Source organism: Isosphaeraceae bacterium EP7, assembly GCA_038400315.1.
Taxonomy (GTDB): Bacteria; Planctomycetota; Planctomycetia; order Isosphaerales; family Isosphaeraceae; genus EP7.
Genome location: CP151667.1, coordinates 306,088 through 322,203, shown reverse-complemented (window position 1 = coordinate 322,203; position 16,116 = coordinate 306,088). Strand labels below are relative to the sequence as shown.

Genomic DNA, 16,116 nt, shown 5'->3' with positions numbered 1-16,116 from the left:
CGAGGCCGCGGCTCGCTGAGGTCGAAGCCAACGCGGCGTTCCGCCTCAGAGGTCCTCATATCGCAGCTTGAAGAGTTGCTGGGCGCCGTTGACATCGCCGGTGCGCAGGCCCTCGCTGAACCAGCGTTGGCGTTGTTTCGAAGTGCCGTGCGTGAATCCGTCGGGAACGACGTACCCTCGCGACTTCTTCTGAAGCCGGTCGTCGCCGATCTGATTGGCCGCGTTCAGGGCCGACTCGACGTCTCCCTCTTCCAGGAAGTTGAACTTCTTATTGCCGTGGTTGGCCCAAACACCGGCGAGATAGTCGGCCTGAAGCTCCAGTCGCACAGACATCCTGTTGGACTCGACCTCGTCGCCCTGCTTCCTGGCTTGGTCGACGAGTTTGGAGTAGCCGAGCAGCCGCTGGACGTGGTGGCCGACCTCGTGCGCCACAACGTAAGCCTGGGCGAAGTCTCCGGGAGCGTTGAGCTGAGTCTCCATGTCGCGATAGAAACTCAGATCGATGTAGACCTTGCCGTCGCCTGGGCAATAGAACGGCCCGACGGCCGATTGCGCCTGGCCGCAGGCGCTCTCGACCAGGTCCGAGTAGAGTACTAACACGGGTTTCTCGTACTGCTGGCCTCCTTCGGAGAAGAGTTCATTCCAGACATCTTCGGTGTCGCGGAAGATGACCTTGGTGAAGTGGGCCTCTTTCTCCTCGACCGGGTCGACGGGGCCGGCGGGGGCTCCCGGCTGGGCCTGGCCAACGGCGGGCGGGTTGACCTTGGCGACGAACTGCATGAGCTGACGCGGGTCGACCCCGAGGAACAGGCCGATCAGGATGATCACCAGGCTACCCAGGCCCAGGGTCATGCCGGCCCCCTTCACCCCGCGTCGGTCCTCGACATTCTCGGTCTCCTCTCGGCCGTCGAGTCGCATGTGGCAGTCCTCTCCGTGTTCGAATCGGCGGCGCATCGCGGCCGCCCGGGCAGACGTTGAATTTCGAGGGGAACGATAGGTGCCCGTTGATTGCAGCGAATCGTCGGTTCGAACTCAAGGGGGCGACCCCGATGAATCCTCCGAACCCGTTCCCAGCATATTCAATGCCCGGCCCCGGTTGCGAACATCCCGACGGAACGAAGACGCCCCGCCCCGGGTCTGAGACCGGGGCGGGGCGTCTGGTTCGAGTCTGAAACCCGGGCGAGGGGAAGTCATCCCGTGGCCCGGGTCGGTGTTGGTTACTTGGCGGCGGGAGCGGCGGCCTCGTCGCGGGGATAACGGCTGTAGGACGGGCCCTTCTCGGCCAGGGCTTCCAGCGCCTCGGGGCGGATCCGGACTTCGGCTTCCTGATGGAGCTTGAAGCCGGTACCGGCCGGGACGAGGTGGCCGAGGATGACGTTCTCCTTGAGGCCGACCAGGTAGTCGACCTTGCCGGCCAGGGCCGCCTCGGTCAGGACCTTGGTCGTCTCCTGGAAGCTCGCCGCCGAGATGAAGCTGTCCGACGACACGGCCGCCTTGGTGATGCCAAGGAGCTGGGTGCTCGCCGAGGCCGGCTTGGGCTTGACCCATTCCGCCTTGCGGACGCCGGCCTCTTCAACCCGGAGGTTCTCCGCGTCGAAGTGGTCGCGGGGGACGATGTCTCCCTGGCGGAAGTCGGTGTCGCCCGGATCCTTGATCTTCACGCAGTTCATCAGTTCCATGTTCTTGGCACGGAACTCGAACTTGTCGATGACCGAGCCGGGAAGCATGCCGGTGTCGCCGACGCTCTCGACGCGCACCTTTCGGAGCATCTGGGCGACGATGATTTCGAGGTGCTTGTCGTCGATCTCGACCCGCTGCGAACGATAGACGTTCTGGATCTCACGGAGCAGGTAGCGCTGGACGGCTTCCTCGCCCGAGATCCGCAGGATGTCGTGCGGCACCAACGGCCCTTCGACCAAGGCGTCGCCGGCCCGGACGCGGTCGCCACCATGTACACGGAGGTACTTTCCGTGCGGCACGAGGTGCTCGCGTTCGATCCCGCTCTCGTTCTTGACGACGATGGTCCGCTTGCCGCGGCGCTTCTCCTCGAGCAGCTCGACGCGACCGTCGATCTCGGCGATGACCGCCGGCTCCTTGGGACGCCTGGCCTCGAACAGTTCGGTGACGCGCGGCAGGCCGCCGGTGATGTCCTGCGTACCGCCGACCTCGCGGGGGGTCTTGGCAAGCAGGGTGCCGGCCGTGACCTGGCTCCCTTCGAGGGCCTCGATGCTGGCCCGCTCGGGGATGTAGTAATAGTCCAGGATCCGGCCTTCGGCATCCTGGATGAGGATCTGCGGGTGCAGGTCACCCTTGTGCTCGATGATCGTCCTGCGGGCATGGCCCGACGGGTCGATCTCCATCTTCATCGTCTCGCCTTCGACGATGTCCTCGAACTTCACCTGGCCACCGACCTGGGTGAGGATCGGGATGTTGTGAGGGTCCCACTCGCAGATCATCGTGCCGCGGGTGATCATCTCGCCGTCGTCGACCAGCATGACGGCACCGTCGGGGACGTCGAACTTCTCGAGCTCTCGGCCCCTGGGGTCGAGGATCTGGAGTTCGCCGTTGCGCGTCAGGGCGATCTTCTTGCCCTCGTCGTTGATGACGAGGTTAATACCGACGTACTTGACCTTGCCTTCACGCTTGCACTTCACGTCCTTCTCTTCGACGCCGCGAGTCGCGACGCCGCCGATGTGGAACGTACGCATCGTGAGCTGGGTGCCGGGCTCGCCGATCGACTGGGCGGCGATGATGCCCACGGCCATGCCGGGCTCGACGAGCTGGCCGGTCGAGAGGTCCATGCCGAAGCAGCGACGGCAGATCCCGAGGGTCGCCTCGCAGGTCATCGGGCTGCGGACCTGGATCTTCTCGACCTGCATCTCTTCGAGCTTGCGGGCCGCGGCCACCGAGATCATCTCGCTCTCGCGGACAACCTCTTCGTCGGTGATCGGGTTGAGGATGTTCACCCGGCTGACCCGGCCGCGGATCGACTGGGTGAGGGTGACCTCGACCTTCTCGCCCTTGTAGATGACGCCCTTGGTGATCCCCTGCGAGGTGCCGCAGTCTTCCATCGTGATGACGACGTTCTGCGCCACGTCGGCCAGCTTACGGGTCAGGTAACCCGAGTCGGCCGTCTTCAGGGCGGTGTCGGCCAGTCCCTTTCGGGCACCGTGCGTCGAGCTGAAGTACTCGAGCACGCTGAGGCCTTCGCGGAAGTTGGCCTTGATCGGGGTCTCGATGATCTTGCCCGAGGGCTTGGCCATCAGACCACGCATACCGGCCAGCTGGCGAATCTGCTCGACACCACCGCGGGCACCGGAGTCGGCCATCAGGAAGATGGGATTGAGGTAAACCTCGCCGTTACGCACGTCGTTGCGCAACTGCTCCATCATCTCGGTGGTGATGCGCTCGCGGGCATGGGTCCAGGTGTCGAGGACCTTATTATATCGCTCCTGCTCCGTGATGATCCCGCGCTGATAGAGCTTGGCGCTCTTGGCGACTTCCTTCTCCGCGTCGGCGAGGATGGCGTCCTTGGTCAACGGGGTCTTCAGGTCGTCGGTGGCGAACGATAGGCCCGACCGGGTGCTCTCGCGGAAGCCCAGGTCCTTCATCGCGTCGAGCAGGTTGATCGTCTCGAGGCGGCCGAGGATCTGGTAGCAGTCGGCGATGATCCCCTGGAGCTGCTTCTGGCCGAGGGCGTTGTTGTAGTACGGCATCTTCTTGTGAAGGATGTCGTTGAAGATGACGCGCCCGGTGGTGGTCTTGATGACCATGCCGGGGACGTACTCCTTCTCGCCGTCGCCCCTCAGCTTCTTGTGCGCCGGCAGGCGCAGCTTGATCATCGCGTGGACGCCGACCTTCTTCTGGCTGAAGGCCAGGAAGACCTCGTTGGGGCACGAGAACGTCATCCCCTCGCCGGGCTCGCCCGGCCTGGAGACGGTGACGTAGTACGAGCCCATGACGATGTCTTGGGTCGGGCTGATGATCGGGCTGCCGTTGGCCGGGCTGAAGATGTTGTTCGTCGACATCATCAGCGTCATGGCTTCGACCTGCGCCTCGATGGAGAGCGGCAGGTGGACGGCCATCTGGTCGCCGTCGAAGTCGGCGTTGAACCCCTTGCAGACCAGGGGGTGGATCCTGATCGCATTGCCCTCGACGAGCACAGGCTCGAACGCCTGGATGCCCATCCGGTGCAGGGTCGGGGCGCGATTGAGCAGGACGGGGTGATTGTGGATCACCTCTTCGAGGATGTCCCAGACTTCCTCGACCTTCCGCTCGAGCATCTTCTTGGCCGACTTGATCGTGTCGGCGTGCCCCAGCTCCTTCAGCCGCCGGATGATGAACGGCTGGAAGAGTTCCAGCGCGATCTTCTTCGGCAGGCCGCACTGGTGCAGACGCAGGTCGGGGCCGACGACGATGACCGACCGAGCGGAGTAGTCAACACGCTTGCCCAGCAGGTTCTCGCGGAAGCGACCCTGCTTACCCTTGATCATGTCGGTGAGCGACTTCAGCGGGCGATTGCTCGAGCCCAGCACCGGCCGCTTGCACCGATTGTTGTCGAAGAGGGCGTCGACGGCCTGCTGCAGCATCCGCTTTTCATTGCGGATGATGACCTCGGGCGCGTTCAGGTCGACCAGCTTCTTCAACCGATTATTGCGGTTGATGATCCGGCGATAGAGGTCGTTCAGGTCACTGGTGGCGAAGTTGCCCGAGTCGAGCAAGACGAGCGGGCGAAGGTCGGGGGGGATGACCGGGATACACTCCAGGACCATCCACTCGGGCCTGTTGTCGCTGTCGCGGAGGCTCTCGACGACCTTGAGACGCTTCGTCAGGTCCTTGGTCTTCTGCTTGCTGGAGGTCTCGCCCAGCTCCTGGCGCAGCTGCTTGGAGAGGGTGACCAGGTCGAGCCTGGCGAGCATCTTTCGGACGGCGTCGGCCCCCATGTCGGCCTGGAAGGTGTCCCCGTAGGCCTCGCGGGCCTTGCGGAAGTCTTCCTCGGTCAGGAGCTGCCGCTCCTTCAGGGGGGTATCGCCGGGGTCGACGACGACGTAGTCCTGGAAGTAGATGATCCGTTCCATGCTGGTCGTCTTCATGTCCAGCAAGGTGCCCAGGCGGCTGGGCATGGCCTTGAAGAACCAGATGTGAACGACCGGCGCGGCCAGCTCGATGTGCCCCATGCGCTTGCGGCGCACGCGGCTGTGGGTGACCTTGACCCCGCAGCGGTCGCAGATCATCCCCTTGTATTTCATCCCGCGGTACTTGCCGCAGGCGCATTCCCAGTCCTTTTCAGGGCCGAAGATGCGCTCGCAGAAGAGGCCGTCTTTTTCCGGACGATACGTCCGGTAGTTGATCGTTTCCGGCTTCTTCACCTCGCCGAACGACCAGCTTCGGATGTCGTACGGGGAGGCGAGACCAATCTTGACGGCCCCATAATCGTTGATACGATCGTAGGCACTTTCGCCCATGCTCACGGGACACTCTCCTCCGCACGCCAAGACGGGTGCCGAAGCGGGTTGATATCGGGTGAAAGTCGGCGGTCGATGATTCGATGGAATTCGCCCAGGGGGCGTCCCGGCTCAGCCGGGGCAACTCCTGGGCGGAAAAAATTTGCCGGGATGGCGAGCGGATCTCGAGGGGGAGATGATCGCGGGCCGGCCCGCATCCGCGGGTCGGGTCCGGGCAGCCTCGGGGCCGAGGCAAGCCGAACCGGGCGCTAGTCGCGGTGCCGGCAACCTCCCTGGCCGGCCTTCGTGGACTCTTCGATCCAAGCCCGGAACCTCGTCGAAAGGGGCGGACATCGACAACGCGCCGTCAGAGACGCGCGGCCGACGGAGTCGATCCCTGCCGATCTTACAAGTTTCCACGCGAAGTTCCAAGAAGAATCGACTTGACAACCAGAATTTCGCAGACCCAAGGCCTCAAGGTCACCCGAAAGGCCCAGGATCTGCTAGTCCCGGAGTGTCTGGCAATGGCCGTCGCGCGGGGAACGCGCGACGGCCGACGGGGACCGATCAGACTCGCTTCTTCTCGAGCTGCATGTTCAGCCCGAGGCCGCGAATCTCGTTGGTGAGCACATCGAAGCTGGCGGGGGTGCCGGCCTCGAGCGTGTTCTCCCCCTTGACCATCGACTCGTAGATCTTCGTACGCCCCTCGACGTCGTCGCTCTTGACGGTCAAGAGTTCCTGCAGGATGTAGGCGGCGCCATAGGCTTCCAGCGCCCAGACTTCCATCTCACCGAACCGCTGACCGCCGAATCTCGCCTTGCCGCCCAAGGGCTGCTGCGTGATCAGCGAATACGGGCCCGTGGCCCGCGCGTGGATCTTGTCGTCGACCAGGTGATGCAGCTTGAGCATGTAGAGGTAGCCCACCGTCACCCGCTGGTCGAACTTCTCTCCCGTCCGCCCGTCGTAGAGGACCGCCTTGCCGTTTTCGGGCAGGCCAGCGTCGACCAGGCACTGGCGGATGGTATCCTCGCTCGCCCCGTCGAAGACCGGGCAGACGGCCTGGAACCCGAGCTTGGCCGCGGCCCAGCCAAGGTGAATCTCCAGGATCTGACCGACATTCATGCGGCTGGGCACGCCCAGCGGGTTGAGCAGGATCTCGACCGGGGTGCCATCCGCGAGGAACGGCATGTCCTCCTCGGGGAGGATCTTGGAGATGACACCCTTGTTGCCGTGACGGCCGGCCATCTTGTCGCCGACGGAGATCACTCGCTTCGTCGCGATGTAGATCTTGACCATCTGCAGGACGCCCGAGGGTAGCTCGTCGCCCCGCTTCAGGCTGTTCAGCCGACGGTCCTTCTCGTCGCGGAGCGACTCGATCCGTGGGGTGTACTGGCGGACGACCTTGCGGGCCTCGACCGCCTTCTCGGGGCTCCGGAGGTCGTACGACTCGAGCTTGAACCGCTCGCTCTCGTCGGCCAGGACCTTCGGGTCCTTGTCACGGCCCAGCGCCTTGCCGGTCGCCGGGTCGACCACGGGGCCGCCGACGATCGCTTCGAGCGCCTTGACCAGCTGCTTGTACTCGTCGGCGATCTTGACGCTCTCGATCGCCTCGGTGTCCTTCAGCTCTTTCTCGAACGACTTGCGCTCGTCCTCGCTGAGGCTCATCCGACGGCTGAACCGCTGCGTGTTGATGACGATACCCTCGACGCCCGAGGGGACGTCCAGGCTGTCATTCTTCACGTCCTCGCCGGCACGGCCGAAGATCGCGTGCAGCAGCTTCTCTTCGGGGGTCAGCTCGCTCTTGGACTTCGGCGCCACCTTGCCGACGAGAATGTCGCCCGGCTTGACATAGGTGCCGATCCGGACGATCCCGTTCTCGTCCAGGTTGCGCAGGGCCTTCTCCGAGACGTTGGGGATGTCGCGGGTGAATTCCTCGCGTCCCAGCTTCGTCTCGCGGATCTCGATCTCGAACTCCTCGATGTGGATCGACGTATAAACGTCTTCCTTCACCAGGCGTTCGGAGATGATGATCGCGTCTTCGAAGTTGTACCCGTCCCAGGCCATGAACCCGACCAGGACGTTGCGGCCCAGGGCCAGCTCGCCCAGGTAGGTGCTAGCACCGTCGGCCAGGATGTCGCCCTTCTTGACGACCTGCCCGACGGAGACGACCGGCTTCTGGTTCAGGCAAGTCCGCTCGTTCAGGCCGACGTACTTGCGCAGTTTGTGGATCTGATTGTGGTCGACGATGATCCGGTTGCTATCGACGTAAGTGATCGTCCCATCCTGCTGGGCCTTGACGATCATCCCCGAGTTCATCGCCACGGCCTTTTCGAGGCCCGTGGCCACGATCGGCGGCTCGGCGACGAGCAACGGGACGGCCTGCCGCTGCATGTTGGAGCCCATCAACGCGCGGTTGGCGTCGTCGTGCTCCAGGAACGGGATGAGGCCGGCGGACACGCCCACCATCTGCTTGGGGGAGATGTCCATGTACTCGACCTGGTCCACCGGAATCGTGTGGAAGTCGGTCTGGTACCGGGCGATGACCAGTGGGCCTTTCAGCTTGCCGTTCTCGTCGGTCGGGGCGTCGGCGGGGGCGAGGTAGGCCTCGCTTTCCTCGTCGGCACGCATCCAGACCACGTGTTCGGTGCGCAAGCCCTTCTCGATCTTGCGGTAGGGGGTGACCAGGAAGCCGTACTCGTCGACTCCCCCGTAGATCCCCAGCGAGCTGATCAGGCCGATGTTCGTCCCTTCAGGGGTCTCGATCGGGCAGATACGGCCGTAGTGGGAGATATGCACGTCGCGCACTTCGAACCCGGCACGCTTACGGTTCAAGCCGCCAGGGCCGAGGGCAGAGAGGCGACGCTCGTGCGTGAGCTGGGCCAGCGGGTTCGTCTGGTCAACGACCTGCGACAGCTCGCCGCGGCCGAAGAAGTAGTCGATCGCGGCGCTGATGCTCTTGGGATTGATCAGCGACCGAGGAGTCATATCCTCGGCGTCCTTCAGACTCATCCGCTCCTGGACGGTGCGGCGGAGCTTGAGGAATCCCTTGCGAAGCTCGTCGGCGGCCAGCTCATCGATGGTCCGCAGGCGACGATTGCCCAGGTGGTCGATGTCGTCAACGTGCCCCTTGCCCTTGCGGAGGGCGAGGATGTACTTGATGGCGTTGACGTAGTCGATCGTGTCCAGGGTCATCTGGTCTTCGGGCAGCGCCTGCTCGAACTTCCGGTTGATCCGGAACCGACCGACCCGGCCGAGGCGGTAGCGATTCGTGTCGAAGAACTTCTCGAAGAAGAGTTCCTCGGCCTTCTGGAGCTGCGGCGGATTGCCCGGACGTAGCCGCTGATAGATCCGGAGCAGGGCGCTCTCGTGATCGCTCGTCGGGTCATCCTGCAGCGAGTTGAGGATCAAGGGGTCGACCTTGGCCTCTTTCAGGATCATGATCGTGCCGATATTGGCGTCGACCAGGATCTGGGCAGCCGCAGCAGACATGGTCCCACCGCTGGGGACGAGGACCTCGCCCGTGGTCGGGTCGATGACGTCGCCGCAGGCAACCTTGCCCTCGAGCTTGGCCGCGGCATCGGCCTCGTCGGTGGAGACGTCCTCGGTCTCGTAGAACGCCGAGAGGATGGCCGCGTCGTCGGAGTAGTCGGCGAACTTCTCGACAACGCCCTCGGCGTCCTTGATCCGGCGGAACATGGCCCGCAGCAAGGTCATCGACGAGAACTTGCCCGACTGGTCGATCCGGACACCGAGGGTGTCCTTCTTGGTGACCTGAAGCTCGATCCAGCTGCCGCGCTCGGGGATGATCCGGCAGGCATGCAGCTTGCGATCGCTCGACTCGATCTCGACGACGAAGTCGACGCCGGGAGAGCGATGGAGCTGGCTGACAACGACGCGTTCGGCGCCATTGATGATAAACTCGCCGCCGCCGATCATGATGGGCATGTCGCCCAGATAGACCGACTCCTCGATGGCGACCTCGCCCTTGTTCAGCTTCAGCCAGACGTGCAGCGGCCGGCCATAGGTCAGGCGCAGCTGGCGGCACTCGTCGGGCTCGTACCGCGGCTTGCCCAGTTCGAACTTGATGTATTCGAGCTTCAGCGTCTTGTCATAGCTTTCGATCGGGAAGATCTCGCGGAAGACCCCCTCCAGGCCGCTGTCGGCGCGATCTTCCGGCGGCAGGTCGGCCTGCAGGAATCGCTCGTAGCTGCGGGTCTGGATCTCGGTCAGGTCGGGGACCTGGAACGAGTCGGGAATCTTGCCGAAGTTCCGCTGACGTTCGGGCCTGATCCGCCGCACGGTACTGGCAGTGGGCATCTCGTCGCGCTCCTCGTGGGAGATGGGTGGGCGCGGGGGACCGACCGAATGGTTCCGCTTCGTTCCGCAACCGCGTCGCCCCGCCGTTGCTCCGTCCCGCTGGCTCGGATCGATCCGTCTCGCGTCTCGCGGGCCCCCCTCCCACACGCGGGCGTCGCGTCGACTCGGCCGCGGGGCCTTCGGGCAAAGTCGACCGCGGGGCGGGGGGTCTCGGTTCGGGTGGCAGGGGCGTGGCATCGCGGCGAAGCCCAGCTCGAAAAGAGCGGATCGCCGCGCACCAAGTCACCCCGAGGCTCACCGTAAGGCGTCGGCTCGGGGCGGTTGAATCGATCGACCGATCGTAATCAGGAGTTTCGCCCCCGAGCAACGACCTTGAAGGCCGAGTCGGGGGCGAGACGTCCGGGGTTATCATTCGCGGCGGGGCAAGCAACGGCAAGCGGTCGGCGAGGAGGGCGGAGGAATCCGCCCGCCAGCCGGCCGCCAGGATCACTTGATCTTGATGACGGCCCCGGCCTCTTCCAGCTCTTTCTTGAGCTTGGCGGCGTCGTCCTTCGAGATCCCGACCTTGACGTCCTTGGGGGCGGCCTCGACCAGGTCCTTGGCTTCCTTCAGGCCGAGGCTCGTGGCGGCCCGGACAACCTTGATGACGCCAATCTTCTTGGCGGCGTCGAAGCTCTCCAGGACCACGGTGAACTCGGTCTGCTCTTCGACCGGGGCAGCCGGACCGGCGGCGACGGCGGGGCCGGCGACGACGGCAGCAGCGGCAGCCTTGATGCCATGGACCTCTTCGAGGTAGTCGCCCAGCGACTTGGCTTCCAGGACGGTCAGCTTGACGATCGTGTCGCCCAGGGTCTTGATGTTGTCGGCGAACGAGGCGACTTCGGCGGTGGCCATGGCTCGATCGATCCTTTCGGGTTCAACCCGGTGCGTCGTTCGCACCGGGTCGCGAGTGAAGAAATCCGCCGGGCTTTCCCGGCTACAGTTCGTGTCGGTCTGGGGCAGTCGGTCGGGTCACGTCGCAGCGGCGGGCAAGCGTGCCGCCGGCCGTCGGTCAGGGATCAACCGGCGGCTTCGGCCTCGCCCTCGGCCGCGGGGGCCTCGGACTCGGACTCTTCCTCGGCCGGTCCGGCCAGGGTCTTCAACTGCCCGAGCAGCCCGGAGGCCGGGGCATTGGCCAGCGAGACGATCCGCTGGGCCGGGGCCAGGGCCAGGCTGACGACGCGAGCGATCAACGCCTCGCGGCTCGGCAGCTTTGTGATGGCCTCGACTTGCGTCGGGGAGATGACCGTCCCGTCGACGGCGCCTCCCTTGATCTCGGGCTTCTTCAGTTTCTTGACCTGTGCGGAGACTTCCTGGGCGAGTTCGGCGACGCCGTCTCCGCCCCAGGCCGCCACGCTCGGGCCGGTCAGAAACTGGGCCAGCCCGCCGATCCCCGCTTCGGTGAAGACCTTCCGGGCCAGCGTGTTACGCAGGGTCCTGACCTTAATCTTCTTCTTCCGCAGGTCGCGACGGAGGTGGTACTCCGAGACCGCGTCGAGGCCCTTCAGGTCGAGGATCAGGACCGACTTCGCGTCGCCGAGGTCGGCGCGGAACTGGTCCATCATCAATTCTTTGACGTACTTACTCATATGTCCGTCCACGCTCGCCGCGTCGCACGCGGCGCCAAGGGTCGAGGGTCCCGTTCCAGTCGACGGCGATGTCAGGCGATGATCCGGATACCCGGGCTCATCGTGGCCGAGATGGTGATCGACCGGATATAGGTCCCCTTGGCCGCCGTCGGTTTGAGCGATCGGAGGTGGTTGAGGAACGTGTTAATATTATCGATCAGCTGCTCGTCGCTGAAGTTGAGCTTCCCGACGGCGCCGGCGACGTTCCCGCCCTTGTCGCTGCGGAACTCGATCTTGCCCGCCTTGAACTCGCGCACGCCAGCAGCGATGTCCGTGGTGACGGTGCCGGAGCGGGGCGAGGGCATGAGGCCGCGAGGGCCGAGCACACGGCCGAGGGGACCGACGATGCCCATCATGTCCGGCGTCGCCAGGGCGACGTCGAAGTCCATGAAACCGCCCTTGATCCGCTGAGCGAGGTCGTCGGCTCCGACAATGTCGGCACCGGCGGCGGTCGCCTTCTCGGCGTTTTCGCCCTGGGCGAAGACCGCCACGCGGACGGCCTTACCGATGCCGTGAGGCAGGGCAACGCTGCCGCGGACGTTCTGGTCGCTCTGGCGAGGGTCGATGCCGAGATTCGTCGAGACTTCAACGGTCTGGACGAACTTCGTGGAATCGAACGCCTTGAGCTGCTTGACCGCATCGGCCAAGGGGAGCGCTTCGGCGAGCTTCGACTTCTTACCGAGGAGTGCGCGATAGCGCTTCGACTGATATCCCAACGTTCGCTCTCCTGGGGGAGGGCTGCCGCCCAAGTTTAGGCTCGCATCGGCCGGGGAGGACCGAATCCGGCGGGCGGTCGCGCCGGGACGAGCATCGTCAGAACTACAGGCCGCCGACAACACGAAGGGGACGACCCGTCGAGACGGGCCGGGCATCAGTCGTCGAAGGCCTCAGCATGCTTCGATCAGCCCTTGATCTCGACGCCCATGCTCCTCGCCGTCCCGGCGATGATCCGCATGGCGTGCTCCATGTCGCGGGCATTCAGGTCGTTAATCTTGGTCTCGGCGATTTTGCGGACCTGGTCGCTGGTGACGGTGCCAACCTTGGTCTTGTGCGGCACGGCCGAGCCAGCGGCGATGCCGGCGGCCTGCTTCAGCAGGATCGCGGCGGGCGGGCTCTTGAGGATGAACTCGAAGGAGCGATCCGAATAGATCGTGATCTCGACGGGGATGATCGTCCCCTTCATCTCCTTCGTGCGGTCGTTGAACTGCATCACGAACTGGCCGATATTCACGCCGTGCTGGCCCAGGGCGGGGCCGACCGGCGGGGCGGGGGTCGCCTGCCCGCCGGGGCACTGGAGCTTCACCTTCGCCGTCATCACCTTAGCCATCGTCGATCCACCCTAGCTTCGCTTGGGCGTCCCCGCTTGAGGGTCACGCCGGTGTCTCGCCTCGTCCCCAGAGATCCTCGCCCCGTTCAATGCCAAGAAGCCCGCGATGAGGCGGGCAGCCGGGCTCGGGTCGTCAGATCCGCTCCACCTGCCAGTATTCGAGGTCGACCGGTGTCGGTCGATTGAAGATGATCAGCATAACCTTGACCAGGCCACGGGCCTCGATCACTTCTTCGACGGTCCCTTCGAAGTTCTCGAACGGGCCGTCCTTGATCTTGACCCGATCGCCACGCTCCACGTCGATCCGGACGCGGGGGGCATCCTCGGCCTTGGCGGTCTCCTGACCGAGCATCGAGTTCACCTCGGCCTCGGTCATCGGCGTGGCGTGCTTCCAGGGCTCGCTGAGCGTCCCACGGGCACCGCCGACAAAGTCGCCGACGCCGGGGGTTTCACGCACGGTGAACCAGGTTTTCTCGTTGAGCTCCATCTCGATCATGATGTAACCGGGATAGGTCTTCCGCTCAACGATGCGCTTCTTGTTATTGCGGATCTCGGTGATCTTCTCCGTCGGCACCACGATCCGACCGAAGTAGATCCCCAGCCCCTGGATCTTGACCCGACGCTCCAGAGCATCGCGAATCGTATCCTCGCGGCTACTCTGAACCTTCAGGACGTACCAGACCAGCTTCGGGGGCGGATCGTCATCGGGCATCGGCGCCAGCGCTGACGGCTGCTCGTCGTCCTGATCGAAAGACTCGTCGGTCGGAAGGCTCATGCGGTGGCCACGCGGAGAAAGAGTTCAGGGCATCCGAGGCGGGATCGTCTTGGTCCGGGTTGAGTCGAGGCGAACGGAAAGGCCAGTGAGGGCCCGTCCGACGCAGGACAACTCAGCGATCAGGCGTTCGAACCGTAACCGCCCCCGCCGTCAAATCGGAGCACGCCGATCAACTGGAGTAGGCTCGACCAGAGCCAGTCGACGCCGAACAGGAAGACGGACATCAGAATGACGGTCGAGAGCACGACGGCCGTGGACCGCTTCAGGTCTTCCTTGCTCGTCCAGGAGACCTTGTTCAGCTCGGCCTCCGTGGCGATCAGGAAATCCACGAACGGCGGATATTGAACGGTGCGGTAGAGGATCCAGGCCATGATGAGGCCAAGGGCGGACGGGATACCGAACCGGACGTTCGGGCCATAAGGCTGGAGCGTCTCATGAAGTCGGTAAAGTCCCAAGACCGCGACGAAGCCTAAGCCCGCGGCCGTATAGACTCGGGCGTTCCAGCCTTGGAGAGGCTTGTAGACGCGGGTGAGCAGGAGGTTAGAGAAGAACGACACCAGGTGGCGTCGGGACTCGTGGAGGGCCCCCCCCTTGACCGGCTTGACGGCCTTCGATGCCGGCGGTCCATCTTTGACTTTGCCCATGACACCTGTCTCACAAGCGGGGACACTGGGGAAGCGAGGCCAGGGGCCGGCAGATCGATGACGAAAGGCAATACCCGAGGCAGGCCTGAGCACGAGAGGAGGGAATCGAACCCCCAACCGCTGGTTTTGGAGACCAGTGCTCTACCAATTGAGCTACTCTCGTATCGTTGCGTTAAGTCCGACTCGCAAATCCGCGACCTCAGCCTACCCAATAAGGACGGCCGAGGCGAGAAAGATCGCCGTCGTCCCGCCTCGACTCCCCGAGATCACGCCTGAGCGTGCCCAATGGGAGTCAAGGCCGGAGAAGTGACCCTTCAGGTCACTTCTTGCGTGATTCTTTGTGAGCGAAGTGCTTCCGCTCACGCTTGCAATACTTCTTGAGCTCGAGCCGCTCGGCACCACGGGTCTCTTTTTGAGTCCGGTAGTTGCGGTCGCCGCACGAGGTGCATTCCAGCCAAACGTACTCACGCACTTGAGTCTGCTCCTCGGCCGGCCGCAGGCGACCGCGGGGCCGGCATATTGAATCGTCATCCCAGCAGTGGGAAGCAAAAAATCCCAAGGAAAGATCCCCTCCCGCATCAATACGGGAGAGGAATCCGGACCAAGCCGAGTCGCCCGACCCGAGGGGCCGGGACGATCGAAGGATTACAGGAGGATCTTGGTCACAACGCCGGCACCGACGGTCTTGCCGCCTTCACGGATGGCGAACCGGAGGTTCTCTTCCATCGCGATCGGGGTGTGCAATTCGACGGTCATCTTGATGTTGTCGCCGGGCATGCACATCTCGGCCTCGCTGCCGTTCTCGGACAGCAAGTTCAGAACGGAGCCGGTCACGTCTGTGGTGCGGAAGTAGAACTGCGGGCGATATCCCTTGAAGAAGGGGGTATGCCGGCCGCCCTCGTCCTTCGACAGGACGTAGACCTCGGCCTCGAACTTGGTGTGGGGAGTGATCGTCCCGGGCTTGCAGAGGACCTGCCCACGCTCGAGGTCGGTCTTTTCCACGCCACGCAGGAGCACGCCGACGTTGTCGCCGGCCTGGCCCTGGTCGAGCGTCTTCTGGAACATCTCGACGCCGGTGATCGTCGTGTTCTTGCTGGCGCCGAACCCGACGATCTCGACGACATCGCCGACTTTGGCGATACCGCGTTCGATCTTGCCGGTGCCGACCGTTCCACGACCCTTGATCGAGAAGACGTCCTCAATGGGCATGAGGAACGGCTTGTCGATGTCGCGGACGGGCTCGGGGATGTACGAGTCCATCGAGGCGACAAGCGCCAGGATCGGAGCGGCGGACTTCGCGTCGGTCGGGTTGTCGTAGGCCGGGCGGGCACAACCGCGGGTGATCGGGATTTCGTCGCCGGGGAACTTGTAGTGCGTGAGCAGCTCGCGCAGCTCCAGCTCGACCAGTTCCAGCAGTTCCTCGTCGTCGACCAGGTCGATCTTGTTGAGGAAGACGACCAACGCGGGGACACCGACCTGACGGGCGAGCAGGATGTGCTCGCGGGTCTGCGGCATCGGGCCGTCGGCGGCCGAGACGACGAGGATCGCCCCGTCCATCTGGGCGGCACCGGTGATCATATTCTTGATATAGTCGGCGTGGCCCGGGCAGTCGATGTGGGCATAGTGCCGAGTTTCGCTCTCGTACTCGACGTGCGAGACGGCGATGGTCACGGTCTTGTTGGCGTCGCGGACGGTTCCGCCCTTGGCGATGTCGGCGTAATCTTTCTTCTTGGCCTTGCCGTTAGCGGCGAGGACCGAAAGCAGGGCCGCCGTCAAGGTCGTCTTGCCGTGGTCAATGTGGCCGATGGTGCCCACGTTGACGTGCGGCTTCGTTCGCGAGAAGATTTCCTTAGCCATTGCTTGCTCAGCGCCTCACGGCTTCCCTGTAGGTCTCGGTCGCTCGTCACAGTGGCGGGAGCCGCCCCGCCCAGCCGCCCCACGC

The 16,116-nt window shown here is 64.3% G+C and carries 11 protein-coding genes and 1 tRNA gene; all 12 read right to left on the bottom strand.

What is annotated here, in order from left to right:
- Positions 1-45: 45 nt before the first annotated feature.
- A complete protein-coding gene (gene ypfJ / locus EP7_RS01270) occupies positions 46-918 on the bottom strand; it encodes a KPN_02809 family neutral zinc metallopeptidase (protein ID WP_463525735.1) in 873 nt (290 codons plus the stop codon).
- A 299-nt stretch (positions 919-1,217) separates the two neighbouring features.
- Positions 1,218-5,471 carry a DNA-directed RNA polymerase subunit beta' gene (gene rpoC, locus EP7_RS01265; protein WP_463525734.1) on the bottom strand — a complete coding sequence of 1,418 codons (4,254 nt, stop codon included), beginning with the start codon at positions 5,469-5,471 and terminating at the stop codon, positions 1,218-1,220.
- A gap of 540 nt (positions 5,472-6,011) precedes the next feature.
- The gene (gene rpoB, locus EP7_RS01260; protein WP_463525733.1) at positions 6,012-9,761 is read right to left on the bottom strand and encodes a DNA-directed RNA polymerase subunit beta; all 3,750 of its coding nucleotides are present in this window, start codon (positions 9,759-9,761) and stop codon (positions 6,012-6,014) included.
- A gap of 486 nt (positions 9,762-10,247) precedes the next feature.
- Positions 10,248-10,655 carry a 50S ribosomal protein L7/L12 gene (gene rplL / locus EP7_RS01255; RefSeq protein ID WP_463525732.1) on the bottom strand — a complete coding sequence of 136 codons (408 nt, stop codon included), beginning with the start codon at positions 10,653-10,655 and terminating at the stop codon, positions 10,248-10,250.
- A gap of 164 nt (positions 10,656-10,819) precedes the next feature.
- Positions 10,820-11,389, bottom strand: coding sequence for a 50S ribosomal protein L10 (gene rplJ / locus EP7_RS01250; RefSeq protein ID WP_463525731.1), 570 nt, complete (start codon positions 11,387-11,389; stop codon positions 10,820-10,822).
- Between the two features lie 71 nt (positions 11,390-11,460).
- The gene (gene rplA, locus EP7_RS01245) at positions 11,461-12,144 is read right to left on the bottom strand and encodes a 50S ribosomal protein L1 (protein WP_463525730.1); all 684 of its coding nucleotides are present in this window, start codon (positions 12,142-12,144) and stop codon (positions 11,461-11,463) included.
- Positions 12,145-12,329: 185 nt separating this feature from the next.
- Positions 12,330-12,755 carry a 50S ribosomal protein L11 gene (gene rplK, locus EP7_RS01240; RefSeq protein WP_463525729.1) on the bottom strand — a complete coding sequence of 142 codons (426 nt, stop codon included), beginning with the start codon at positions 12,753-12,755 and terminating at the stop codon, positions 12,330-12,332.
- A 133-nt stretch (positions 12,756-12,888) separates the two neighbouring features.
- Positions 12,889-13,530, bottom strand: coding sequence for a transcription termination/antitermination protein NusG (gene nusG, locus EP7_RS01235; protein ID WP_463525728.1), 642 nt, complete (start codon positions 13,528-13,530; stop codon positions 12,889-12,891).
- Positions 13,531-13,649: 119 nt separating this feature from the next.
- The gene (secE, locus tag EP7_RS01230) at positions 13,650-14,174 is read right to left on the bottom strand and encodes a preprotein translocase subunit SecE (protein WP_463525727.1); all 525 of its coding nucleotides are present in this window, start codon (positions 14,172-14,174) and stop codon (positions 13,650-13,652) included.
- 90 nt (positions 14,175-14,264) lie between these two features.
- Positions 14,265-14,337 (bottom strand) — tRNA-Trp (locus EP7_RS01225).
- Between the two features lie 156 nt (positions 14,338-14,493).
- Complete coding sequence (rpmG, locus tag EP7_RS01220; RefSeq protein WP_463525726.1) at positions 14,494-14,646, bottom strand: 50S ribosomal protein L33; 153 nt, start codon at positions 14,644-14,646, stop codon at positions 14,494-14,496.
- Positions 14,647-14,819: 173 nt separating this feature from the next.
- Positions 14,820-16,031 (bottom strand): elongation factor Tu, encoded by a 1,212-nt coding sequence (gene tuf, locus EP7_RS01215; protein ID WP_463525725.1) that lies wholly within the window; start codon positions 16,029-16,031, stop codon positions 14,820-14,822.
- Between the last annotated feature and the right edge of the window lie 85 nt (positions 16,032-16,116).

Coding starts and splice junctions, on each gene's coding strand:
- ypfJ (WP_463525735.1), bottom strand. CDS start 918: ATGCGACTCGACGGCCGAGAGGAGACCGAGAATGTCGAGGACCGACGC.
- rpoB (WP_463525733.1), bottom strand. CDS start 9,761: ATGCCCACTGCCAGTACCGTGCGGCGGATCAGGCCCGAACGTCAGCGG.
- rplL (WP_463525732.1), bottom strand. CDS start 10,655: ATGGCCACCGCCGAAGTCGCCTCGTTCGCCGACAACATCAAGACCCTG.
- rplJ (WP_463525731.1), bottom strand. CDS start 11,389: ATGAGTAAGTACGTCAAAGAATTGATGATGGACCAGTTCCGCGCCGAC.
- rplK (WP_463525729.1), bottom strand. CDS start 12,755: ATGGCTAAGGTGATGACGGCGAAGGTGAAGCTCCAGTGCCCCGGCGGG.
- nusG (WP_463525728.1), bottom strand. CDS start 13,530: ATGAGCCTTCCGACCGACGAGTCTTTCGATCAGGACGACGAGCAGCCG.
- secE (WP_463525727.1), bottom strand. CDS start 14,174: ATGGGCAAAGTCAAAGATGGACCGCCGGCATCGAAGGCCGTCAAGCCG.
- tuf (WP_463525725.1), bottom strand. CDS start 16,031: ATGGCTAAGGAAATCTTCTCGCGAACGAAGCCGCACGTCAACGTGGGC.